Consider the following 22,570-nt stretch of genomic DNA (forward strand, 5'->3'; position numbering starts at 1 on the left):
CAATAGAAGAAATCCTTCCATTGCCTTCTATCCATTCTGCTGGAGACCTGGTTCCTCTTACTTATCCTGAGCAATCTTATCCTCCACGGTTTTTTGGGAATCCATTAGAGCCTTTTTAATATCGAGCTTTCCAAATACCGTATCGTTGCCGATCTTGTCCAGTTGTTCAGAGATATAGCCGTTGTACTTGTAGTCAAAGATTTTTAACGATTTTTGTTCTGTTGTATCTTTAATCAAGAAGGATTGAGGCATCTGTTGATATTTAGGATTATCCAATGTAGCTAATGCTGCCGGGTTTTGACCCGCTTCTGCCCATGGAAGGGAGTTATCCCTTACCCAGTTAATAAACTTTATGACGCCTTCTGTTTTCTTCTTGTTTCTTTCAGGATTTTTAAGAAGTACAAATTGGTGGGAAGAACTCCAGTTCACCATTTTGTTCTTGTCATCACTTAGCTGAGGGAAGTTTGTCATTCCCCAATTTAAATTCTTTGCCTTCTTAATATCATTTTGCATCCAGATTCCTTCGGGGTAGAAGATTGCTTTTCCAGATTTAAAGACTTGACCCGCATCCTGGCCATCTTTATTGGTGATGCCTGACTTTACAAAACCATTGTAGAGTTTTAACGTGTCTACAGCTTGTTCCGTGTTTAAAGTCGGCTTCGTACCATCACTCGTAATGCTTCCACCCATTTGGCTGTACACCGACAAGAAGGCAGGCTTCATCCAAGTAACAGGGGCCGCTATAATACCATCTTTTTTCGCTTTTAAGCCTGCTTCTTTTATTTCATCAAATGTTACGATATTATCATCAAGGGCATGAGGCGCATATTTGGCTGCCAGATCTTTGTTGTAGTACATAACAAAGCTATGCACATCCAAAGGGACGCTATATCGCTTATTGTCCAGGCTGCCAATATCCCAGCCCGCTTTTACATAATTTTCAGCTTTAATTTCAGGATATTTTGCAAGGGAATCATCCATTGGAATCAGCATGTCTTTGTCCACAAATTGTTTGATTCGCTCAGCATGAACAATGTTTAAATCAGGGATGTTTCTGCCCGAATTGACAACGGTAGGGATCTTTGCGTACATATCGGCTTCTTTTAGTGAGATATTTCTCACTTTAAACTTCGGATTCGTTTTGTTATAGGCATCGACCATCATCTGCATGTTTTTGCCATCTGGGCCTACAAACGGATTCCAAAACACAATTTCATTTTTTCCTACCTTATCAGACGATGAACTTTGACTGCACGCCCCTAAGGAAAGAATAAAAATAACGATTATCATACAGCTGATCATTACCTTGATTTTCTTATGCATTTTGAATCTCCCCCTCGTTAATTAGTTAAGGCAGTTGAAAAAACAGATAACTATGACCTGCTTGATCACTTAAAACCGATAGTTCCTCCTTCCTGATAAAAAGTTTAAACATTCTGAAAATTTATGTTACTACTCACCGATGCGCTAAGAAAAATACTGTTTTTTTCGAAACAAATACTGTAGTATTTAATACAAACATTATGTTTGAAACAGTATTATTGTATTAATTGTTAAGATAACGCTTTCATTTTAATAAGTCAATATCTTTTTACATTTCCAGTTATTCCTTTATTATGGAGCCATATGGTTCTCCTCATAAAAATAAGATAGGGGTTGCATTTTCTTGCTTGAACTAACAATTGATGAATCCGACGCTTTGATTAAGGTAGCTCATGCTCTCTCGTCAAAGGTAAGAATCGATATTCTAAAATTACTAAATACAAAAAAAATGAATATCAATGAAATGGCAGAACAATTAAATCTGCCAGTTTCCACAATTGCTTTAAACATACGGGTTTTAGAGACTGCTGGGATCATTTATACTGAACTGCTTCCTGCAACGAGGGGGACAATGAAGGTTTGTTCGCGGGTTTTTGAAGATATTCATATGGATTTAAGGATGGATCTGGGTTATGGCAATAACGAAAATATGTATCAACTGGAAATGCCGATTGGTCATTACTTTGATGCTAATATTTCGCCAACCTGCGGAATCATTACAAAAAATGGGGTCCTCGATCCCCTGGATGAACCCGCATTATTTTACCACCCTGAAAGGATGAATGCTCAGCTTATCTGGTTTCGCAAGGGCTATGTAGACTATCGGTTCCCATTGCAGCTTCCGCCTAATGCAAACATTCAGTCTGTCCAATTTTCAATGGAACTCTGTTCAGAAGCACCCCACTATGACCATAATTGGCCTTCAGATATTACGATATGGGTGAATGATACAGAAATCTGTACGTGGACATGTCCCGGTGATTTTGGTGAAAGGAAAGGGAAATTAAACCCTGTATGGTTTCCGACGGAGGGGCATACGCAGTATGGCCTCTTAAAATCTTGGAAAATTACCGAGGAAGGAAGCTTTTTAGATGAAATAAAAGTTTCTAACACTTCGTTAAAAGATGTACTTGTCGACAAACAAAAACATCTGAATTTCAGGGTCGGCATTAAGTCCGATGCCGCCAACATTGGGGGGATCAATCTGTTTGGAAATCAATTAGGTGATCATCCACAGGATATTTTAATGAGGGTTATTTATTCTCAATGAATATAAAAAAGATTCATTGAAAGACACAAGCAAAAATTAGAGCAAGCAGCAATTAAAAGACATCGTTTCATAACGATCTGTCAGGACGTCGACAAACCCTTCCCAATTTTATATTGGTAGAGGGGTTTGTCTTTTTTTAAGGCAATTTCTTAATTCTTAAACCCTCCCGCGCTGTCCTGTTTGCTAATTTCTTTAAGTTCATAGCATCGAAAGGCCGTATGACCTATGGTGGAATTTTAATTTTAAGCTTACCACCGTTGTTTTTCAATATAAAAAGGCAGTCAAAAACTCTTCTCTTTGATTCTCTGCTATTCCTTACTCTTTTCTTTTACTCCTTCAGCTATCCCCTCCACCTTGTAATCATCTTCGTAGTTTACGGTAACAAACATCTTTTTATCTTTATTATCTTTACAGTAGCCATGAACAAAAACTACCCCAACATCTCCTGATGGAAATTCAACGCCTGTAGCAACGAAGTCTTTTTCTTCTTCAATCTTCATGTATTCAACAGCTACTGATTTTGATTGCTCCCTAATCTCATCCTTATCCATGCCATTTCCCCCGCATCCACCAATAAATAACACTATGCCAATAATTAAAATATGTATAATCTTTTTCATGCTAATCTCTCCAATAAAATGGAAATTTTTTGTATAATAAAATTATACCGTATTTACGAGAGGTGTTCCAATGTCAAAAGACCATGTTCGGGACGAAATTTACTTTAAACTCAGCCAAACTGCATATTCTGACTATCCATTTGAAAAGTACAAAATGAAATTTAAAGATGGGGCTCAATATTGGCAGAGAGTTGATGATAAGGATTTTCTGACACATGAATCTGATACTGGCTTTGATGCAGTAGTTTACAAGAAAGGTAATGAAGTTATTATTGCTTATCGAGGGACGGAAGGAGATAAGTTACTAGGTAGAGGATGGAAAGACCTTGCTACGGATGTCGTCCATATAATTTGATAGTAATTTCCAAGTCATTTATTTTAATTTAAATTTTGAAGTAATCATCGTTTTTATGGTGTGTCCCATAGGATAATAAGAATAACAAAGAAAATGATAATACCTAAGATTACAACAGTAAAAAGGATGAGGGCTGTAGTTTTCAGGCTCCTTTTTAAAAAAATATCTATCTATAAATTGTTTCTTGTGATCTTACCCTTTTGGCCCTCTCGAAACCAAGAGGAGGGTGAGCGAATTTTCAGTTGCGTGTTTTGCTTTTTTGATATTATCGGATATCGTTTCCATTTCATTAAACTTGCGGGTATACTTTCCAAAATAATCCTGAAGTTCCATTTGAAATACCTTTTGGGATTGACCTGATCTCCAGGAATTAGTCTGCTCCATAATACGTCTGATACCCATCTGCTTTCCTCTTAACCTACCGTTCCCGTACCATCTGTTTGGTTCTGTGCCTCGATAAGCAATGATAAGCTCTTCCTGTCCATGTTTTGTCTTTGTCTCTTTTTTATAGATTGTAGCGTCAAAACCGGTGTAATCATCGTGTTGTATATACTTATCTTTCGCGATTACCTTCCAAACTTGTTCGCCATCTTTTAACGGGATTTTAAGTCTTTTTTCCATTTTAGGTTGATAGCTAGCATTACTTAATGTGTTATAAACTTCGTCTCTTACTCTATCTCCCATTGTCGCAACCTCATTTAAATAGGGTATATTTCATTATATAAAATTTTCCAATTAAATGGAGAGTGCAACATGAAAAAAATACTGTATGCGTTAATAATTGTGAGTATCTTACTAATGGCAGGATGTAAAAAGGAGAACGGTATGGAAGAAGAAGGTATCAAACAAACAGCGGCGGTGGTAGCGAAGGACTTTATGGAGGAAAGAGGTAAAACCTTTGTGATGACAGGTTATGACTTTTTAGATTCTTCCACCGGTTCAATAGTGGTATATGGATACTGCAAAGAAGATAAAGACAACAAAATGCTGATCAACATTAATTACATGCAGGATTTTAAAGTTTTATCTTATGGTGACGGGGTAGAAGATTAGTAGGGCAGGTTTCTTATGTAGAAAGCTTGCTCTTCTTTTTTTGGACAAAACATCGGAAAATACAGCGATAGAGTATTCCCTAAATAATGTTATACCTCCTTAAAAAATTACTTGGGAATCCCATTAAAAAGCACCTATTCATCTAACCGAATAGGTGCTTTCCTTATAACAGGAATACTACAACAAGAAATAGAAAGATGCGATTCCCAAACTGTCAATCACCACATCAGACATTCATCCATCCCTACCAAAGTAAAGCTGCAGGATTTCTGTAAAAAAAGCAAAGGCAATGAAAAGGAGACCACGAGTACCAAAATGATTTATATAATTCCTCATAATATAAACCATTAATAAAATATTTTAAACCCATGCCTCTTTTTCTCCTCTTTTCTCTATTTAAAGAGTGAAGATCTTTTTATAGAGAGGAAGAGCTGCATGGTGCCTGGTAAGATTACTAATTTTAGTGAGTTGAGTGAGTTTCAAACCGTGAATGGATTTGGCAATTAAAAAATGCTGTTAATGGCAGTATCTTTTATGAATGTAAAAAAAGTAAAAACTTTCATATTTTAGGCTCTTTAATTTTATTCCTTATTGAGTTAAAGCTCACCGTTACTTTAAGTACATTCCTTCACAAAGTCAGGAAAAATAGATGTTTTTTGAATGCGTAGTATCGTTGTACTATGCGATAAATGATCTGTTGCTTTTTTGTCCTATTAACACCCAAACAAAAGGCGCGTTATAAGATAACGCACCTTTTTAAGGAAGAAATCTATCAACTGAAAATAATCACTAAGCAATCGTTGTAATGATCGGTTGATCTCTTGTAATAATTATTGTGTGCTCGTACTGTGCACAAAAACCCTTATTAGGTAGCCTTACAGTCCATCCATCCGGACTTTCAATGACATATTCTGCACCAGTTGACAAGAAAGGCTCAATAGTAATAACTGTACCTTCCTCCAACACACGTTTATCATCCTTGCTATAAAAAGGTAAAATTTCTACAGGTGCTTCGTGCAGGGATTTTCCAATGCCATGACTGCACAGATTCATGATGACCTTATAGCCGCTTTTTCGGGCTTCCCTTTGAATAATTCTCCCGATTTCATTCACTTTTACACCAGCTTTAAGAGAAGAGATCACCTCCATCATAGTGTTGTGTGTATGTTGGCAAAGGCGCGTCACAGAAGGGTTGTATAGAGGCATTTGAAAAGAGTGTCCTGCATCAGCAAAATAACCTCCGAGTTCAGCAGAAACATCAATATTGATTAAGTCACCTCCATGAATCTTCCGATCTCCCGGTATTCCGTGAGCAACTTCTTGGTTAATACTAATGCATGTATTGCCGGGAAAGTTATAAGTCAATTTGGGTGCAGAAACCGCCCCATACTTTCTTAATAACCGTCCCCCAATATCATCTAATTCCTGGGTTGTCATGCCGACACGTGTCTGACGTTTCATTTCACTTATTGTCAACGCAACGATCTTTCCAATTTCTTTGAGACCGTTAATATCATCAATACCTTCAACTGTCATCTTCAGCACCCTCCATTTTTTAATATTTATATTTTTTCTTTTTTCCTATTTCTATATTTGCCTCACTTTATCTTTTTGCACTAAATATACCATCTGTTCTTGTTCAACTAAACTGATCCGTTAGTGCAGTAAATATAGCTTCACAAAACTTATAAATATAAGCATTTATACAATTTTCCCTTGAGTATTGATTCATAAATTTTAATAAACATACTGCCAAAACACACATTAATTAATTGCCAGAAACAACCGTGAAGGAGTTCAATGATTCGAACAAACGATTCTTGGAGGTACATAAGGAGAAGTTTATGAAGGGGGAGCTGATCGCCTTTCATCAGTTAACAAGATATAGTGTCAAAGTTATTGGGGTGTGCAATGCCAAGATTTGCACGCTCGTTTCTGCCTGTTATAAAAAAGGAGGGATTTCTCGTTCCACGGTAGAACGCATGCTGCGCAAAGCAAAAAAGCTTGGCATCCTCTCCATCCATCACACTCTCCGCAGCAAGGGCGGCTATGCGCACAACGTCTTTGTTTTTCATCGTTTTGACAGACCGCTGGCTGAAAATTTGACAGGGCGTTCAGCAGCTAAACGTCCTGATACACCTAAGGAAGAACCGATTAAAACCGAACCGGAAGCTACATCTTTAAAAACAAAAATACAAACAACCAAAACCAAACGTAAAGAAACCGTCATCTCCCGTACATTGGATTATTCCTATCTTCCTGACTACATTCCGAGAGACTTCATCAACACCGTCAAACCTTTTTTCACTACCGCGGCAGAAATCTGTTCCTTCTGGCAAAAGGCACGTATGGCTTACATGAAATTGAATTTTGGCAAGCCGCTGGAGCTGCTGGTCCCGGAAGTAATCCAAGGTTTTAGGATCACTGTTTACCAGTATAAACGGCGAAAGATTAAGACAAGCTTTGCTCAATATTTCTATGGTGTCGTTTATGGAATGCTGGCGGTGGAGCGCAGGCGAGAGAACTATTCCAATGTGTTGGGGTATGATTGGCTGAACGAAGGCTCTGGAGAAAAACGATTATTTATTGGGACCATTCAAATAGGTAGAGATCCCAATATATTTTGGCCTTTGCTTTGGACGGGAACTCTTTACACCACCAAAAGACTTTGGCAAAGGCGTATAAGCCTCTAAAATTTGCTTGGCACGCTGTAAAGGCATACTCACTTTGGGATTACGATAATTAGAATCATATTTTAAGATGTCCAAGTTTCTTCGATCTTCTTTTGTAGAGGGAAAATGAAATAAAAAATCTCCAACCCTTATGAGCGCATCTAATCGCTGCACTGCTTTTCCCGGGTTTGGCGAGTAGTTTAGTCCTATTTTCTCCGCTCTTCCTTCCTTCAGCAGCCGCTGAATAGCCCGCTGCTTCATCGAATAGAGGGCAGGAGCATTTTTGGCATGTTTGTTGATAATGTAGATGGCTTTCGCTATTTCTTGAGTTGTCGTTTTCATCATGTCCTATCTTAGAGGGATTTTAGATCTATTTAAAAAGCATCTATTCGTAGGGAATCGATGCTTTCTCAATCTTGCTTAAGTACTTTAACATTTGATATACCATAACGATACCTAACGAGTCAATGATCACATCATACATCCGTCCATCCCTGCCAAAGTACAGCTGCAGGACTTCTGTAAATACGGCAAAACTAAAAGTAAGCAGCATTGATTTTCGATGGCTGGTTAACCAAAGAAAAATGAAAAGGTCCAGAATGCCGAAACCGATAAAGTGGCCGAACTTGATGAGATAAAAGTTTGGATGAATCCATGTGATGTCCGATACGTTAAAAAAGTGGTGATAGCTTGGAGAGGAAAGCCATGTAAAGTTAATAGACTGATGGCTTAACAAGTTTTCCAGATTGTCAGTAAAGGTGTGAAGGCCTAGGAAAAGTGCCCAAACCATGACAATGAATAGTCTCATGTTTTTCATACTTCAGTTATTTCCAGAGGGGCATTACTTTATAACTTCCTCTTTGAAGCCGTAGACATTGTTCTTCTGCCAGTTCCACGCATCACGGCACATGTCATCCAGGTTCTTTTCCGCTACCCAGCCTAGCTCTTCTTTCGCTTTTGTTGGATCCGCATAGCTTACAGCCACATCACCTGGACGGCGGTCCACCACCCTATAAGGGATCGTTTTACCGGTAGCTTTTTCAAAAGCACTCAGGACTTGTAGAACACTGTATCCCTTTCCTGTTCCAAGGTTATAAGCTTCCACTCCCTCACTATTCATCACTTTATCCAACGCTTTTAAATGGCCTTTTGCCAAATCCACGACATGAATATAATCCCTGACACCGGTTCCGTCCTCTGTCTCATAATCGTTGCCAAACACCTGAAGCTCCTGCAGCTTCCCAACCGCAACCTGGGTGATGTATGGGGTTAAGTTATTGGGAATACCGTTCGGATTCTCCCCAATTCTTCCACTCTCATGTGCACCCACCGGATTAAAGTAACGAAGGAGGGCAACGCTCCATTCCTTATCGGATATGTAAAGATCACGAAGCATCTCTTCTATTAGTAGTTTTGTACGACCATACGGATTAGGAGCACTTAATGATACTCCTTCTTAGATCGGCACCTGATCCGTCAATCCATAAACCGTAGCCGAAGAGCTGAATACCATATTCTTTACTCCAAACTGCTGCATGACTTCACATAAAGCAATCGTTCCAACGACGTTGTTATGATAGTAGTAGAGGGGTTTAGCTACCGACTCCCCCACTGCCTTCAGACCGGCAAAATGAATAACCGCCTCAATTTCATGATCTTTAAATACACGTTCTACTTCGCTTTTATTCAATAGATCAGCTTGTTCAATCGCGAATGACTTGCCTGTGATCTCACGGACTCGGTTCAAAGATTCCACATGACTGTTGGACAAGTTATCAAGAACTACAATCTCATATCCAGCATTTAAAAGCTCCACACATGTATGGCTGCCGATATAGCCGGCGCCTCCGGTAACTAATATGGTCATAACACTTCCTCCTCGTTTTTCACTGTTTTATTTCTATCGATGACTTCCAATAGGGATTCTGCGATAACATCCACTTCATTAAAATATTGTTTATAGAACGGTACAGCTGGGAACATCTCTCGTACATTCAGGTCCTTAAGCTGCCCCCACTCGATCAACTGGCACAGTTTATTTCTTTTCAAAAAGTGAATGGTGTTACGGTCTTCGTTCATTTCCGGACGGTTAATGACGATCAAAGGCCTTTGGTGAAGAATGGCTTCACTCACCGTTCCCCAGCCGGCTTTGGTGATGACCATGTCACTTGCTGCGACAACATTTTGAGACTCTGTGTAGTCGGAAGGAATATGAAAAACATTCGGGTGATGTATGGCCATATTATTGGAAACTACAAATACACAGTCTGGCTGATTCCACAGTGGCCAATCCGACATATCCCCTAACTGAATCTTCATCCCCACCGGCATAAAGATGACTTTATTTTTCCACGTTGGATCAAGACTTCTTCTGATTCGCTTTGCCTCCCGCTGATCACTCGGCCGGCAGAAAAATTGATAGGTGTGCTTTCCTCTCCTCCCCCAATCAGGCTCATTTTCAGCAGCTAGCGAAAAGAAATAGTCCATCTTAGAATACATGCTCTCCATCTCATCTAACAACGCTTGTTCCAATACACCTTCATACGCAGACCACCACGTAAAATTAGAAATCCCAACGGTAGGAACCGATAGAGCTTCCCCGATCTCAAAGGCAATTGGTGAAATATCGGAGACAATGCAATCGATATTAAATGCCCGCAAAAAACGGCATTCGTCACTAACCAAACCGGGAATCAAATCAAGGTAACATTTCACATTCTGTTGAAGTGCATCATTATCCTGCTGCAAAGACCCCGGCTTCAGCACATATCCTACGTCTGTTGCAACATCATGGAATACAACGCGTTCCTTAAAGCTTACGAGAGAACGTTTTAGAAATCCTAAAGAAAAATGATTGCACACAATGACCCGAACGCCTTTTTCCGAGCTTAATAGTCTTCCGATTAAAGCAATACATCGGGATGCATGGCCGTAACCATACTCTGAGATATAAAAACAAATGGTTTTCATTCTTTTCTCCATATGCAAATAAGCCCACTGACGGCACCAGTGGGCTTAGCATTAAACAATGACTTGCGCTTTTGATTGATAGAAGTGTTCCATTATTTCGTTCCAGTCCATGAACAGGCGGACAAAATCATAGTCGACAATTTCTCTTCCGGTTTGAACTTCAATGAACTCCAATTCCTTATACGCACGGATAGCATGTTTCTTTCCAGCTGATATATGGATGATGTCACCGGCTTTCACGCGGCGGACATGCTCATCCAAGATCAGTTCTCCTTCACCGCGAATGATCGTCCATACTTCATCACGCAGATGATGATAATGATAGGTCGAATTTTTATCCTGGTGGATGCAGATCCGCTTCGTTACCATTTCCTCATTCGTATATTTGGCATAATCCAGTACCTTTGACCAGCCCCACAGCCGCTCTTCATACATTGGCGGGTTGTCGAAGCCAGCGATCAAATCTTTAATTTTTGGGCTGGATGCTTTGTCTGCCACAAGAATGCCATCGGGGCTTGCAGCCACCACCACATCCGAAACACCCAGCACCGTCACTGGAATCTCCAGTTCATTGACAAGGTGGGTGTTCAGGGCATCATCAGAGATCACGCCCTTCCCGATTTGGGTCGTCGCCATCTCCTCGGTCAGCGTATTCCATGTTCCAAGATCTTTCCAGTACCCATCATAAGGAACAGCCACGATATGATCCGCCTTCTCCACTACCTCATAGTCAAAGCTGATTTTCGGCAAAAGAGAATACTTGCGGGAGAGCTCCCGATAGCTTAACGGCATCCCCTTTTCCTGAAGCAAATCAATGATATACCGTAGCTTAAAGGCAAACACCCCCGTATTCCAAAGGGCTTGCTGGGAAATCAGCGTCTTCGCTTTTTCCTCGCTCGGCTTTTCCGTAAACCGCTCGACTCTAAAATAGTCATCGGAGGTTACTATTTCATCAGGAACAATATAGCCATACTTTTCAGAAGGATACGTCGGGCGGACACCCATTAGGGCAAGATCAGCGTTCGATTGCTGGAGAGCCAGCTCGACATCGTTCACTTTCTCGAAAAAACCATCCTCCACATATGGATCGACCGGCAGCACAACAACCGTCTCATTCAGATCCGTCTCTTTTTCGGCAAACAAAAAAGCCGACGCTAATGCGATGGCTGGAAAGGTATCCCGACGTTCGGGCTCTATGACAAGAGGAACATACTCCCCTAACTGGCTGTGAATCATTTCCGTTTGCGATTTAGATGTAGCCACCACTGTAGAATCTGCCAGGCCTACATTTTCAATCTGGCTCCACACCCGCTGCACCATCGATTGCTTAGCCCCAATGGCATTTTCAAGCACCTTCAAAAACTGCTTGGAGCGCGTATCATTGGAAAGCGGCCATAACCTTTTACCAGAACCACCGGATAACAATATTATTTTCATTTGCCAGCTCCTTATATTTTATATAGCAACTTTTTATACTTATTAATTGATATCTCTTTCTTTAAGTTATTCTCTAGATATTCTCTTCCCTTTGAACCCATATCTTTAATTTCTTTCTTATCTAAGCAATAAAAATATCGGATCGCATTAACAATCTCATTATAATTTTGCGGTTCAACCACAACTCCAGATTCACTTTTTTTAATTAGAAAATGGGCTTCGCTTCCTTCTTCCAAGACTCCTAGAATTGGTTTTCCCGCTGCCATCACCCCATAAATTTTGCTAGGAACTGAAACACCTTTAATACCTTTCTGGTTAACAACAAGGTGAACGTCAGCTACATTTAAAGAGTACTTAATAAAATTTTTTGGCTGATAAGGTAAAAAGATTACGTTAAATAGATGATTTTTTTCTACAAATTCCATCATTTCTCTTTTTACTGCACCTTCGCCTATAAATAAAAACACTATGTCCTTATCGTACCTAAATTCCTTTGTAATTTTAATAATATTTTCCAAGTCATAGAATAAGCCTAAATTTCCAGAATACATAACAATAAACTTATCTTCTAAGTTATTCCTAATAATAAACTCAGAAACATCTTTATTACTTTTTTCTAAGGGTATTATTTCTTGTTCATTTGTCCAATTATTTATAACACTATAATCTGGTAATTTCCCTGTTATAAATCTCCTTTTTAATGTCTCGCTCATATCTTGGCCAACCAAAACAACATGGTCTGCTAATTTGCAATTTATTTTGTCAATTTTTTTTGCTAAAGAAAAAATAAATTTTTGATTGGTATAATTTATTGCAGCAGCCTGCTCTGGATTGAAATCTTGAATATTGTAAACATGTTTGCTATTCTTTAATATTTTTCCTATAGTACCCAGTAACCCACCTAAAATTGGAGGTTGCGATATTGAGTAAATAACATCAATATCTTTTTCTTTTAGAAGAGCATAGATAGCTAAAATAAAATAATAGAATATATATCTAATCCTACTAAACTTAGAATTTTTATTTACCGTAGGTAATTTTATTCTAATAATTTTTATGTTTTCTAGTTTGTCATAAGTTAATATATTTTTTGCTTTTATGTCTTCTCCAGTATAAGTTGGTTGGCCTGCAATTACAGTTATATTAAATTCATCCTGTAACTCGAAACAAAGGTCCGTCATCAACTGACCTGTGGAAGCTAAATCTGGATAAAAATAATTAATAACAAAAGTAATATTCTTCTTTGTCAATTTATATTTCTCCATCCTTAAAACGTTTTTTTACAAATTTAGTAGGAGTTCCAGCATGTATCTCATTCATTGGTATTTCTTTTAGTACTGTACTTCTTGCAGCTACAACAGCCATTTCATTTATTATAACGCCTGGATGTACAAATACATCACTTGCCACCCAAGCTCCATCCTTAATGTTTATCGGTTTTGTTACAAGCCCAAAATAGGGATCTTCTATTTCATGGCTGCCCGTACACAAATAAGTATTTTGAGAAACAACACAATTGTTTCCTATATCAATATTGTCCAAACTATAAAATTCCACATTATCACCTATCCAAGAATTATTTCCAATAGATACTTTCCAAGGATAAGTAAATTTCGCCGATGCTCTTATTTTAACTCCCATACCAATCCTTGCTCCAAATAATCTTAATAATTGATTTCTCCAAGTGTACATGTTGTGTATTGAATATCTAAAAATTGTACCTTGAATGAACCACCATAGTAGAATAATCACAGTTGGCTTTCCTCTCCGGTACCAGCTTTGATTATATTTACTTAAATTTACCTTATTTTTCATTCTATTCCTCTTAGTGCCTGGATTTTTAATAATTTTACTTTTTCTCTTTTCTGTCCAATCTTAATATATACTATTGAAAAAAGGATAAAAGCCGACATGTAAGCGATTCCATTGAGCAGATCACCTCTTAATAAAAAGAGTTGATATGCGGCTAAAAATGGCACCCAAACCAAAGAAAAAGTAAAGTTTCTGCTTTTCCCGCTAAAAATAAACTTTTGTTCTAATATGTTTGTAAGATAACCTAAAAAGAAAAAAAAGGATATTACTCCAATAAATCCGAAATTAATATAACCCTCTGCCCACAAAGGACATGATAAATTAGTGAATTTGTAACCTAAATATTCACCAACCATTTTTCCACTACCATCAGGTTTTTCTACCCATAAAGCCCTTGGAACCCAAAATAATATGGCCCCTAATAATTGCTTACCATTTTCTATTCCTTTTAAATCAACATACTTAACTGTATTTAATAATTGTTGAAAAGCATCGTAATCTCCATTACTCACTAATTGTTCTGTTGTATTTTGGATATCCATTTTCGCGTTAGTCGAATTTCTAAATATATCAGCATAAGGAAATACAATTAACACTAGTACCAACATTGATAACATTGCATTAATAAAAGATCCTTTTTTCCATTTAAAAACCATAAAACAAATAGTAAAAAATACAGTTCCAAATAAATATCTTGGATTGGAAATTGGATTACTTACAACAAGATTTAACATTAGAAGAATTATTAATAAAATATTATTCGCGAATTTTTTTTGCTAAAGTACCTCCTTTTCCCCAAAGTCATAACCAAACATACAAATAACGGTATTTTAGATAGATTACTAAATAATAAATATTGTGTTTTAGAAGAATATAACTGATCTGTATCGTTTCTAGCTATAAATAAGCTGCCTAAACCTCCACTTTTACTAATCAAATATAGCGATAAAATAATTGAAATTACAGAAACGACAAAGATCCATTGATTTGAAATATAGATACTATTTATTGATTCATTTAAATTTTTAATTGGAATTTTCTTGGAAAAATACAAGCCAAGGTCGTATGAAATTAATCCTACTATTATTATTAAAAATGCTTTAATTATTATTTCTTCATTATAGTAACCTGCCCATGAAAATTTCATTTTTAAACATTGTAAAAAAGGGGTTATTCCCATCCAAACATATACGAAGATCCAAAATGTTAATTGCATTAAATTTTGAATTCCACGGTAGGCGAGAATGCATAGTTTTGTTGTAGAAAAGATAATAATAACCCAAGCCAAAAAAACTTCTATGGTTAAGTTCATTCCAGCAGTATTAATAAAAAAATTAAGCGGTAAAATTAAGGACATAAGCAGAAAAAAGCATGTTGTCAGCCAAAAATAGAAATAGTTACCGAATTGCATTTTGGGACCTCTTTATTGTTATTTTAAAAAATATTTCATTTATCTCTAGATCACTATTCTAAAATTTCCCTTTGTTTTATATATTTTACGGGATTACCTCCATAAATCGAAGCTGCTGGTAATGTTTTATTTACAACACTACCCGGTGTAATCACAGTATTCATGCCAATAGTAACTCCCTGAAGAATTATACATTTACTTGTTATCCAAACTCCATCTGATATATAAACTGGTTTAATAATTACATCCATTGTTTTATAAATATCATGAGAACCCGTTGTTAAAAAAGAATCTTGAGATATTACCACATTGTTGCCTATTGTCATTTTCCCTTTGTTAGAAATCCATACGCCTTCCCCAATCCAGGTATTATTTCCTATCTCCAGATTCCAAGGAAATCTTATTCTTGTTCTTGGTCGGATAATTACATTTTCCCCTATTTTTGCTCCAAATAATTTCAAGAAAAAAATTCTTATTTTTGATGATATTTGCAGAGGATTACTAATAAAAAAATAATTTATTATCATCCACACTGCTTCGTACCAAATGGGCCATTTTCTATGAAACGATCCATTTCCTGCTTTGGATAAATCTATAATTTTCAATTAAAACTCACTCCGAATATATAGATTCTAATTTCTGAATAACTTTTTCAATATTGAGTTCTTTATGAATTAGATTTCTACCGTTTAATGATAAATTTTCCGCTTTATCTACATTATTTAGAATATTTAATACAGAAGTTGCAAGATCTTCAGGTTTTCTTTCAACTATTTCTATTGCATTATAATTACTTAATAATTTCTTATTATGTAACCCATCAGTACCAATAGTAGGAACCCCCAAACTTAAAGCTTCTAATACTGACATTGCAAATGGCTCGTCTATGGATGGCAAAACATATAAACTTGCATTTACAAACTCATCTATAACTTTTTCCTGTTTTATATTGCCAACAAATTCTATAACATTATCTAGATTGTACTCACTAACTTTATTTTTAGCGATTAATAGTTCTCCTCCATCTGGTCCAACAATTCTATATTGAATTGATGAATCAAACCTATTCGTTATCTTTGCCATTTCAATAAAATCAAGGACCCTTTTGCGCGGATGTAACCTTGCAAGAAAAAGAATTTTCTTTTTATTTAATTTTTCGCTATCCCACTTTTTGTTGTCATTAATTTTAATGCCGTTTGGTAATAATTTCACATTGGAGGAAGGAACCATTCCTATAATAAGTTGTTCTTCGATTTCCTGTAATGCTAATACAGTTTTTGCATTTTTTATTATCTTTTTTATCAACGTAGTATCTAATAGTGTTCTAATACCATTTTTCTTATTTAACATTCCATGAGTTTGAAGAACGTAGGGCACACCAAGGTCCATACAAGTTTTCGCGGCTAAATATGGAAAAATCTCTCTACCGAAGTGTATATGGGCTATATCATAATTTTTTGCATTGTTTTTAAGCCATTTGACCATATTATAAGAGTATATTAGAGAAAATTTTGGTAATATATATTTTGATGGGAAATATAAGACTTTGATATTATCTAAAACGCGGGTATTTACTAAATTTTTTTTTTGCTTGTCAAAAGCATTAATATCACTCGTTATTACTGTTACTTCATAGCCTTTATTCACTAACTCTAATGCTTGATTTAAAGCAACTGTTGTTGGACCTCCGTATATTGTACTTGGGTAAAAAACAGTTACAACCATTAATATCTTCACTTTGAAACTCCTCCAAATAACTTTACTTTACACTTTTATTACGTTATTAATTCTAAAGTTCTGTATTTCTCTATATGCAAATAAGCTACTTATCAACAATAATATTAATATTTTTAATATAAATTCTGACAGGTCACTTAGTTTAAAGATAAAGTTTGATATAACATATATTAGTAGTAGTAAAGACAAAAGTTTTAGTGAATGAATATTAAAAAACTTTACATTAATCTTCTTAGAAACTTTATGCCTTAATATTAAAAAGAGGAGAATATATGAGAAAGTAGAAATAAATGAGGCTGCAGTTAATCCTAGCTTAGGTATCAATATGATGTTTAGGATTATATTTGCAATAGCTGCAACTAAGTTACTATATCCTATACTTTTGGTATCTAACAAGTTCACACTTAAAATATTAACCAATAAAAAATTTAAAGAAACAAATATTTGACCTATAAGTAAAATAGGTAGGTAAATAATTGAATTATTATAGCTATCAGGCAAAAATAAATCTACAAAAGAAGGTGCAATATATATAATTGTAAAACATAACAAGAGGATCAGCTTTACAAATGTAAAGATTTGGACTTGTATATCTTCAACTCTCCTTGCTTCAATAAAAACTCCTATTAAATAATTGTTTAAAGCTTGCGAAGCAACTCCAAGTAAATTAGAAAGTGTTAAAGCTGCAGTATAAATCCCCACGTAATAATTCCCTAAAACTAATGAAATAATAAATTTATCAGCTCCATTGAGAACTAATTGAAGTAAAGCTTGCAATGAAAAAGGGAATGTATACATATAAGTTTCTTTAATTATCTTAATCGGGAAAACTTCATTCGATTTCATTTTGGTAAAAAAAACACCTGCATTCCTGATATTAAAAGTTATGTTTGCCATTAATGCAAGAAAATTTCCAATTATTACGCTATAAAGGTCAATATTCAAATATGCTAAACAAAAACATGTAACAACTGGATAAATAATTACTTTTATTAATTCCGAGAAAGCAAACTTTTTTTCATCATTGGTAGCTCTATAATAATCCCTGTAAAAAGTACAGAAAAATAAATCTAAAAAGTAAATTAGAAACATATATATATATATAATGTATGAACTATATTGAACTAGCAAAAGAATAAATATGGTTATAATAAACAGAATCAATGAAATATAAAAAGTTATTGTATAACGTTCTTTTAATGTTTTTAAACTTTTATCAATTTTGATTTGTTTGTAAATATATTGATTGATAGAAAAAGATGTTAAGGCAATATAGGCAGTAGAAACTAAAATTATGATATTTAAATTACCATAGCTTTGTGGATTTAAATATAAAGCAAGAAAAGGAAATAAGAGGAAACTTAATCCTCTTGAAAATATATTTGGAAGTGTAAAATATAAAATTTTTCTCATATTCCTAATGTTCCCCTATATCGTTACTTGGATCACCTTTAAACGTTTTAAGTCTTCCTCAACCATCATAGTAACTAACATTTTAAAATCTACTTCAAGGTTCCAACCAAGTTTAACTTTAGCTTTTGAACAGTCCCCTAAGAGTAAATCTACCTCAGCAGGTCTTACAAATTTTTGGTCAATAACAACAAAATCCTTCCAGTTTAAATCTACATATGAAAATGCAATTTCAAGTAGTTCTTCTACTGTATGAGTTTCACCCGTTGAGATCACATAATCATCAGGTTGATCTTGCTGCAACATCAACCACATTGCTTTAACATAGTCTCCAGCAAATCCCCAATCCCGTTTTGCATCAAGGTTGCCCATTCGCAGTTCATCTTGCAAGCCTAACTTAATTCTAGCAACTGCATTTGTGACTTTTCTTGTTACGAACTCTAATCCACGACGAGGTGATTCATGATTAAATAGAATTCCTGAACATGCAAACATGTTAAAGCTTTCACGATAGTTCACCGTAATCCAGTGGCCATATACTTTTGAGACTCCATAAGGACTTCTTGGATAAAAGGGTGTGTTTTCTTTTTGGGGTGTTTCTACTACTTTTCCATACATCTCTGAGCTAGAAGCCTGGTAAAAACGAGCATCAGGCTTAATAATACGAACAGCTTCAAGCATATTTGTTACACCTAAAGCTGTCATTTGTGCTGTAGCAATAGGTTGTGGCCAAGAAGTCGCTACAAATGATTGGGCTGCCAGGTTATATACTTCATCTGGTTGAGAAATACGCACTGCTTCTATTAAAGATGCAAGGTCTCCTAAGTCCCCATCAATCCACTCAATCTGCTCTTTAATATGCTCAACATTATCGTAGTTTGGTGTACTTGTACGGCGGCGCACCCCATATACTTTATAATCTTTTTCTAGCAATAACTCAGCTAAATACGATCCATCTTGTCCTGTTATCCCTGTAATCAACGCTCTTTTCATGTTTCCCTCCATTTACCTAACCAGGTTGGTTTCTTTTTCTGATTTCAGATATTGTAAAAAACAATCATAGGCTTTTTGTAAACCTTCATCTAATGAAGTGCTGGCTTTCCATCCTAAACTGTTCAGCTTAGTGACATCAACCAGTTTCCTTGGTGTTCCGTCTGGCTTAGATGTATCGAACTGTAATTCGCCCTCATAACCCACGACATCTTTAATCTTGTAGGCAAGCTCTTTAATCTCGAGATCTTCACCCATTCCGATGTTTACTATGTCGTTTCCTTCATAATTATCCATGAGGAAAAGGCATGCATCAGCCAGATCATCGGAATAAAGGAACTCTCTTTTGGGCGTTCCAGTTCCCCATATTTCTACAGATGGTTTATTTTTTTCTTTTGCCTCATGAAACTTGCGGAGCAGTGCTGGTAGCACATGAGATGTTTCAAGGTCAAAGTTATCATTTACACCATACAGGTTTGTAGGCATGACAGAGATATACTTTGTGCCGTATTGGCGGTTGTACGATTGGCACATCTTTATGCCGGCAATTTTAGCAATGGCGTACGGTTCATTCGTTGGTTCCAGCTCACCGGTAAGAAGATATTCTTCCTTTAAAGGCTGTGGTGCCATCTTTGGATAGATGCATGTGCTCCCGAGAAATAGGAGTTTTTTTACTTCGCTGCGGTATGCTGCATCGATGACGTTCGTCTGAATGAGCAGGTTGTCCCGGATAAAGTCTGCCGGATATTCATTGTTGGCAACGATGCCGCCGACTTTTGCAGCGGCAAGGAATACATAGTCGATGTTTTCTTTTTCAAAAAAAGAATGAACTTGAAGCGGGTCCCGCAAATCAAGTTCATTGCTCGTTCTGTATACGAGATTGGTATAACCTTCATTTTCTAATTTCCTTAGAATGGCTGAACCAGCCAATCCCCGATGGCCAGCAACATAAATTTTTGAATTTCTCTCCATATCAATATGCTCCCTTTCTCAGCAAAACTAATAAAACTGTTTTTAATAATATTATTACGTCTAAAAAAAGTGATTGGTTGTACACATAATATAATTCAATGTCTACCCTTTCCGGATAACCGACATCGCTCCTCCCACACACTTGCCAATATCCTGTTAAACCCGGCTTTACAGATAAAAAGACAGTTTCCTTTTGTTTATACTCGTTTAATTCTTCTTTAACTACAGGTCTTGGCCCGACCAAACTCATGTCACCTTTTAATACATTTAAAAATTGTGGCAGTTCATCCAAACTGGTTCTTCTTAATACTCTTCCAATTGAAGTAATCCTGGGATCCTCATCTGGTTCTAACTTGTAATTATTTTGTAAGTATTTAGCATACAAAATATTGTTTTTCTTGAGTTTTTCTTCCGCATTCATTACCATTGATCGAAATTTATAAATGTAAAATACTTCGCCGTCTTTACCAATTCTTTTTTGCTTAAAGAAGACTGGGCCTTTTGATTCTCCTGCTATATAAAAAAGCGAAATGATTAAAAATACTGGTAAAAAAAGAATTAAACCAGTTAAAGCCCCTATTATATCCATTGTTCTTTTTGTAAAGCTGTATGCACTTAATCCCTTTTTTTCATTCTTAACTTCTGTAGATATTGATAAAAATTCGGGTTCTCCCATTTATCACAACCCCTTAATAAGATATGTAAATTGGGCATCTAACCCGTCCTCACATCATGCTATCGACAACGAACGCGTCTAAGGTGCTGTAAGACACCCACAGCATAATCGAGTGCCTCCGTTGCTAAAGGTTAGGAGGCATCACCTTTTGATACTTCTTAATTTACTGCTTTGTACTGACTCATCAACCGCTCAAGTTCCTGCAGCAGGCTGTCATGGATGTCTTTATCTTTTAACGCAAACTCAAGTGTTGTGGAGATGAAGCCGAGCTTTTCACCGACGTCGTACCTGGTTCCTTCAAAGTCATAGGCGAAAACACGCTGGAAGGTGTTGAGCTTTTGGATGGCATCGGTCAGCTGGATCTCGCCGCCGGAGCCTTTTTCGTGCTTGTCCAGGTAGTTGAAAATCTCGGGACTGAGCACATAGCGGCCCATGATGGCCAGGTTGGATGGTGCTTCGCCTGGTGCCGGTTTTTCCACAAAGTTCTGTACACCGTACAGTCTTCCGATCTGGGTGGTTGGATCGACGATACCGTAACGGCTAGTCTGATCATCCGGAACCGTTTGCACTCCGATGACAGAAGAACCGGTTTCTTCGTACTGCTCGATCAGCTGCTTCAAGCACGGCTTGTCCGATTGCACGATATCGTCTCCGAGTAGAACGGCGAACGGTTCATCACCGATAAATTTGCGGGCGCACCAGACAGCGTGTCCGAGGCCTTTTGGTTCTTTTTGTCTTATGTAATGGATATCTGCCATCCGGGAGGATTGCTGAACTTTGTTTAGTAAATCGATTTTGCCTTTTTCAAAAAGATTTTGTTCCAGTTCAAATGCATGGTCGAAGTGGTCTTCGATGGCACGCTTGCCTTTACCGGTGACGATGATGATGTCTTCGATGCCGGATTCAATCGCTTCTTCCACGATGTATTGAATGGTCGGCTTATCAACGATCGGGAGCATCTCTTTTGGCATGGCCTTAGTGGCCGGCAGGAATCGGGTCCCTAATCCCGCTGCCGGTATGATCGCTTTGCGAACTTTCTTCATCCCTATCAACCCTCTCTTAAAAACTTTTTAAAAGATTCCCAGCCGCTTTTTCTTTGCTGGTTTTGGTTCATCCCTGTAAATGCTATGATTGTTAACTATTAGCTGTGCGTTTTCCCGAAGATAGTAACTGATATGGGTTCCGTGCTTTTTCCCGATTTCCTCGTAGGCCTCTCCCAAATGAAAGCCTCGGGTCGAACAATTATGAGCGTCAGATGCTACAAAATGTGTCCAATGATTTCGGATGATTTTATGAGAAAAAGACTTAACATTCTTGCCGAACCTGCCGATAATACTACTAGCTGTAATTTGAGTTAATGCTCCCTCTTTGACGAGGTCATATAAAACGTGAGGATTTTCCATCAGCTCGCTGTTGCGTTCCGGGTGGACGATGATCGGCGTGATGTCTTTCAGCATGCATTCGTAAACGATGTGATTGGTGTATGAAGGTACTGTATGGAATGGAAGTTCGATTAGTATGTATTTGCCAAGGTCATTTAACGTGAGCAATTGATTATTTTCTAAATCTTCCAAAAATTCAGCGTAGATTCTGATCTCCTGGCCGGGTAATATGGTTAGAGGGATTTTGCTATGAATGAGTGCTTCGTTTAGTTGTTTTGTCTTATGCAGAATGGCTTGTTTGCTATTGTCATATTTTCCGTTTCTGTGATGCGGAGTTGCAAATAATGTAGTAATACCGGCCTGGACGGCGCTCTTTGCCATGTCCAGGCTGGCAGCCAGATCAGGCGCCCCATCATCGGCCTGTGGTAAGATGTGACTATGGACATCAATCAATAGTCCTACTCCCTTTCTAAAAAAAGG

At 37.0% G+C, this 22,570-nt stretch carries 24 protein-coding genes and 1 pseudogene; 4 read left to right on the plus strand and 21 right to left on the minus strand.

The genetic code is table 11. The features are described 5' to 3' along the window. Positions 1 to 57 precede the first annotated feature (57 nt). Positions 58 to 1,323, minus strand: coding sequence for an extracellular solute-binding protein (locus LCY76_RS20695; RefSeq protein ID WP_248254225.1), 1,266 nt, complete (start codon positions 1,321 to 1,323; stop codon positions 58 to 60). Between the two features lie 343 nt (positions 1,324 to 1,666). On the opposite strand from LCY76_RS20695, the gene LCY76_RS20700 reads away from it, so the two are divergent. Continuing rightward, complete coding sequence (locus LCY76_RS20700) at positions 1,667 to 2,593, plus strand: ArsR/SmtB family transcription factor (RefSeq protein ID WP_248254226.1); 927 nt, start codon at positions 1,667 to 1,669, stop codon at positions 2,591 to 2,593. Between the two features lie 308 nt (positions 2,594 to 2,901). On the opposite strand, the gene LCY76_RS20705 is transcribed toward LCY76_RS20700, so the two are convergent. Further along, positions 2,902 to 3,213: a hypothetical protein gene (locus LCY76_RS20705; RefSeq protein WP_248254227.1), complete on the minus strand. Its 312-nt coding sequence runs from the start codon at positions 3,211 to 3,213 to the stop codon at positions 2,902 to 2,904. A gap of 70 nt (positions 3,214 to 3,283) precedes the next feature. Between LCY76_RS20705 and LCY76_RS20710 the strand changes: the two genes are divergently transcribed. After that, positions 3,284 to 3,568 carry a hypothetical protein gene (locus LCY76_RS20710; RefSeq protein ID WP_248254228.1) on the plus strand — a complete coding sequence of 95 codons (285 nt, stop codon included), beginning with the start codon at positions 3,284 to 3,286 and terminating at the stop codon, positions 3,566 to 3,568. Positions 3,569 to 3,760: 192 nt separating this feature from the next. On the opposite strand, the gene LCY76_RS20715 is transcribed toward LCY76_RS20710, so the two are convergent. Continuing rightward, positions 3,761 to 4,252 (minus strand): hypothetical protein, encoded by a 492-nt coding sequence (locus LCY76_RS20715; RefSeq protein WP_248254229.1) that lies wholly within the window; start codon positions 4,250 to 4,252, stop codon positions 3,761 to 3,763. 69 nt (positions 4,253 to 4,321) lie between these two features. Here LCY76_RS20715 and LCY76_RS20720 point away from each other — a divergent pair, with 69 nt between their 5' ends. Next, entirely contained in the window at positions 4,322 to 4,621 is a 300-nt protein-coding gene (locus LCY76_RS20720; RefSeq protein ID WP_248254230.1) for a hypothetical protein, read from the plus strand. Between the two features lie 789 nt (positions 4,622 to 5,410). On the opposite strand, the gene map is transcribed toward LCY76_RS20720, so the two are convergent. Next, the gene (gene map / locus LCY76_RS20725; RefSeq protein WP_248254231.1) at positions 5,411 to 6,157 is read right to left on the minus strand and encodes a type I methionyl aminopeptidase; all 747 of its coding nucleotides are present in this window, start codon (positions 6,155 to 6,157) and stop codon (positions 5,411 to 5,413) included. Positions 6,158 to 6,465: 308 nt separating this feature from the next. Between map and LCY76_RS20730 the strand changes: the two genes are divergently transcribed. After that, entirely contained in the window at positions 6,466 to 7,314 is an 849-nt protein-coding gene (locus tag LCY76_RS20730; RefSeq protein WP_248254232.1) for a hypothetical protein, read from the plus strand. Here LCY76_RS20730 and LCY76_RS24210 read toward each other — a convergent pair. The 17 genes and pseudogenes from LCY76_RS24210 to LCY76_RS20810 all read right to left on the minus strand — a co-directional run bounded on the left by LCY76_RS24210 (position 7,201) and on the right by LCY76_RS20810 (position 22,543). Beyond that, positions 7,201 to 7,638 carry a YkyB family protein gene (locus LCY76_RS24210; RefSeq protein ID WP_419714961.1) on the minus strand — a complete coding sequence of 146 codons (438 nt, stop codon included), beginning with the start codon at positions 7,636 to 7,638 and terminating at the stop codon, positions 7,201 to 7,203. The two genes, LCY76_RS20730 and LCY76_RS24210, sit on opposite strands and share 114 nt — an antisense overlap. A 40-nt stretch (positions 7,639 to 7,678) precedes the next feature. Further along, a complete protein-coding gene (locus tag LCY76_RS20735; RefSeq protein ID WP_248254233.1) occupies positions 7,679 to 8,101 on the minus strand; it encodes a VanZ family protein in 423 nt (140 codons plus the stop codon). 33 nt (positions 8,102 to 8,134) lie between these two features. Beyond that, a pseudogene (gene galE, locus LCY76_RS20740) lies at positions 8,135 to 9,160 on the minus strand (UDP-glucose 4-epimerase GalE). Further along, positions 9,157 to 10,263, minus strand: coding sequence for a glycosyltransferase (locus tag LCY76_RS20745; RefSeq protein ID WP_248254234.1), 1,107 nt, complete (start codon positions 10,261 to 10,263; stop codon positions 9,157 to 9,159). The pseudogene galE and the gene LCY76_RS20745 overlap by 4 nt, the downstream one beginning before the upstream one ends. 51 nt (positions 10,264 to 10,314) lie before the next feature. Further along, positions 10,315 to 11,700, minus strand: a complete 1,386-nt coding sequence (locus LCY76_RS20750; protein WP_248254235.1) for a sugar phosphate nucleotidyltransferase — start codon at positions 11,698 to 11,700, stop codon at positions 10,315 to 10,317. Between the two features lie 11 nt (positions 11,701 to 11,711). Then, positions 11,712 to 12,965: a glycosyltransferase family 4 protein gene (locus LCY76_RS20755; protein ID WP_248254236.1), complete on the minus strand. Its 1,254-nt coding sequence runs from the start codon at positions 12,963 to 12,965 to the stop codon at positions 11,712 to 11,714. After that, positions 12,952 to 13,515, minus strand: coding sequence for a WcaF family extracellular polysaccharide biosynthesis acetyltransferase (locus LCY76_RS20760; RefSeq protein WP_248254237.1), 564 nt, complete (start codon positions 13,513 to 13,515; stop codon positions 12,952 to 12,954). The genes LCY76_RS20755 and LCY76_RS20760 overlap by 14 nt, the downstream gene beginning before the upstream one ends. After that, positions 13,512 to 14,246, minus strand: coding sequence for a hypothetical protein (locus tag LCY76_RS20765; RefSeq protein ID WP_248254238.1), 735 nt, complete (start codon positions 14,244 to 14,246; stop codon positions 13,512 to 13,514). The genes LCY76_RS20760 and LCY76_RS20765 overlap by 4 nt, the downstream gene beginning before the upstream one ends. Positions 14,247 to 14,257: 11 nt before the next feature. Further along, on the minus strand, positions 14,258 to 14,923 hold the full coding sequence (locus LCY76_RS20770) for a hypothetical protein (protein WP_248254239.1): 666 nt from the start codon (positions 14,921 to 14,923) through the stop codon (positions 14,258 to 14,260). A gap of 53 nt (positions 14,924 to 14,976) precedes the next feature. Further along, on the minus strand, positions 14,977 to 15,528 hold the full coding sequence (locus LCY76_RS20775) for a WcaF family extracellular polysaccharide biosynthesis acetyltransferase (RefSeq protein WP_248254240.1): 552 nt from the start codon (positions 15,526 to 15,528) through the stop codon (positions 14,977 to 14,979). 7 nt (positions 15,529 to 15,535) lie between these two features. Beyond that, positions 15,536 to 16,660, minus strand: coding sequence for a glycosyltransferase (locus tag LCY76_RS20780; RefSeq protein WP_248254241.1), 1,125 nt, complete (start codon positions 16,658 to 16,660; stop codon positions 15,536 to 15,538). A 27-nt stretch (positions 16,661 to 16,687) separates the two neighbouring features. Continuing rightward, positions 16,688 to 18,073 carry a lipopolysaccharide biosynthesis protein gene (locus tag LCY76_RS20785; protein WP_248254242.1) on the minus strand — a complete coding sequence of 462 codons (1,386 nt, stop codon included), beginning with the start codon at positions 18,071 to 18,073 and terminating at the stop codon, positions 16,688 to 16,690. A 15-nt stretch (positions 18,074 to 18,088) separates the two neighbouring features. Then, on the minus strand, positions 18,089 to 19,063 hold the full coding sequence (gene gmd / locus LCY76_RS20790) for a GDP-mannose 4,6-dehydratase (RefSeq protein ID WP_248254243.1): 975 nt from the start codon (positions 19,061 to 19,063) through the stop codon (positions 18,089 to 18,091). A 12-nt stretch (positions 19,064 to 19,075) separates the two neighbouring features. Beyond that, positions 19,076 to 20,032, minus strand: coding sequence for a GDP-L-fucose synthase (gene fcl, locus LCY76_RS20795; protein WP_248254244.1), 957 nt, complete (start codon positions 20,030 to 20,032; stop codon positions 19,076 to 19,078). Position 20,033: 1 nt separating this feature from the next. After that, positions 20,034 to 20,708 (minus strand): sugar transferase, encoded by a 675-nt coding sequence (locus LCY76_RS20800; protein ID WP_486599189.1) that lies wholly within the window; start codon positions 20,706 to 20,708, stop codon positions 20,034 to 20,036. 158 nt (positions 20,709 to 20,866) lie between these two features. Continuing rightward, on the minus strand, positions 20,867 to 21,751 hold the full coding sequence (gene galU / locus LCY76_RS20805; protein WP_248254245.1) for a UTP--glucose-1-phosphate uridylyltransferase GalU: 885 nt from the start codon (positions 21,749 to 21,751) through the stop codon (positions 20,867 to 20,869). Between the two features lie 27 nt (positions 21,752 to 21,778). Further along, positions 21,779 to 22,543, minus strand: coding sequence for a tyrosine-protein phosphatase (locus LCY76_RS20810; RefSeq protein ID WP_248254246.1), 765 nt, complete (start codon positions 22,541 to 22,543; stop codon positions 21,779 to 21,781). Positions 22,544 to 22,570: the final 27 nt, after the last annotated feature.

Source organism: Fictibacillus marinisediminis (assembly GCF_023149135.1).
Lineage (GTDB): Bacteria > Bacillota > Bacilli > Bacillales > Fictibacillaceae > Fictibacillus_C > Fictibacillus_C marinisediminis.

Coding starts and splice junctions, on each gene's coding strand:
- LCY76_RS20695 (WP_248254225.1), bottom strand. CDS start 1,323: ATGCATAAGAAAATCAAGGTAATGATCAGCTGTATGATAATCGTTATT.
- LCY76_RS20705 (WP_248254227.1), bottom strand. CDS start 3,213: ATGAAAAAGATTATACATATTTTAATTATTGGCATAGTGTTATTTATT.
- LCY76_RS20710 (WP_248254228.1), top strand. CDS start 3,284: ATGTCAAAAGACCATGTTCGGGACGAAATTTACTTTAAACTCAGCCAA.
- LCY76_RS20715 (WP_248254229.1), bottom strand. CDS start 4,252: ATGGGAGATAGAGTAAGAGACGAAGTTTATAACACATTAAGTAATGCT.
- LCY76_RS20720 (WP_248254230.1), top strand. CDS start 4,322: ATGAAAAAAATACTGTATGCGTTAATAATTGTGAGTATCTTACTAATG.
- map (WP_248254231.1), bottom strand. CDS start 6,157: ATGACAGTTGAAGGTATTGATGATATTAACGGTCTCAAAGAAATTGGA.
- LCY76_RS20730 (WP_248254232.1), top strand. CDS start 6,466: ATGAAGGGGGAGCTGATCGCCTTTCATCAGTTAACAAGATATAGTGTC.
- LCY76_RS24210 (WP_419714961.1), bottom strand. CDS start 7,638: ATGATGAAAACGACAACTCAAGAAATAGCGAAAGCCATCTACATTATC.
- LCY76_RS20735 (WP_248254233.1), bottom strand. CDS start 8,101: ATGAGACTATTCATTGTCATGGTTTGGGCACTTTTCCTAGGCCTTCAC.
- LCY76_RS20745 (WP_248254234.1), bottom strand. CDS start 10,263: ATGAAAACCATTTGTTTTTATATCTCAGAGTATGGTTACGGCCATGCA.
- LCY76_RS20750 (WP_248254235.1), bottom strand. CDS start 11,700: ATGAAAATAATATTGTTATCCGGTGGTTCTGGTAAAAGGTTATGGCCG.
- LCY76_RS20755 (WP_248254236.1), bottom strand. CDS start 12,965: ATGGAGAAATATAAATTGACAAAGAAGAATATTACTTTTGTTATTAAT.
- LCY76_RS20760 (WP_248254237.1), bottom strand. CDS start 13,515: ATGAAAAATAAGGTAAATTTAAGTAAATATAATCAAAGCTGGTACCGG.
- LCY76_RS20765 (WP_248254238.1), bottom strand. CDS start 14,246: ATGTTAAATCTTGTTGTAAGTAATCCAATTTCCAATCCAAGATATTTA.
- LCY76_RS20770 (WP_248254239.1), bottom strand. CDS start 14,923: ATGCAATTCGGTAACTATTTCTATTTTTGGCTGACAACATGCTTTTTT.
- LCY76_RS20785 (WP_248254242.1), bottom strand. CDS start 18,073: ATGAGAAAAATTTTATATTTTACACTTCCAAATATATTTTCAAGAGGA.
- gmd (WP_248254243.1), bottom strand. CDS start 19,063: ATGAAAAGAGCGTTGATTACAGGGATAACAGGACAAGATGGATCGTAT.
- fcl (WP_248254244.1), bottom strand. CDS start 20,032: ATGGAGAGAAATTCAAAAATTTATGTTGCTGGCCATCGGGGATTGGCT.
- LCY76_RS20800 (WP_486599189.1), bottom strand. CDS start 20,708: ATGGGAGAACCCGAATTTTTATCAATATCTACAGAAGTTAAGAATGAA.
- galU (WP_248254245.1), bottom strand. CDS start 21,751: ATGAAGAAAGTTCGCAAAGCGATCATACCGGCAGCGGGATTAGGGACC.